The sequence below is a fragment of the Kiloniella majae genome, assembly GCF_002118315.1.
Taxonomy (GTDB): domain Bacteria; phylum Pseudomonadota; class Alphaproteobacteria; order Kiloniellales; family Kiloniellaceae; genus Kiloniella; species Kiloniella majae.
On record NZ_MTSZ01000027.1, the window covers coordinates 1 to 277 of the forward strand.

The window sequence follows — 277 nt, forward strand, 5'->3', positions numbered from 1 at the left end:
TCCTCTTCCATTTCCACGTCCACCTCACCCTCCTCTTCTCCCACTTCCCCCCCTTCTTCTCCTCCTTTCCGGCTTCAATCCTCCCCCCTTTCTCCCCCCCCTTCCCCCTCTTCCTCCTCTTCTCATATTTTTTTCCTTTCTTTTCCTCTCTCCGTGTTCCCTCTGGTTTTCCCTTCCCCCAGGGCTTTCCTCTCTCGGCCCCGGCTCCTCGGTTCTTTTGCCTTTTGTCCCCTTTCTTTCTTTTGCTTCCCCTCCCTGCTCTCTTTTTTTTTGCTTT

At 53.4% G+C, this 277-nt stretch carries 1 protein-coding gene; it reads right to left on the reverse strand.

Going from position 1 to position 277, the window contains the following annotated elements; all coding sequences use genetic code 11:
• The coding region (locus tag BKB51_RS21360; RefSeq protein ID WP_198946831.1) for a hypothetical protein at window positions 1-277 on the reverse strand (277 nt) is incomplete at both ends.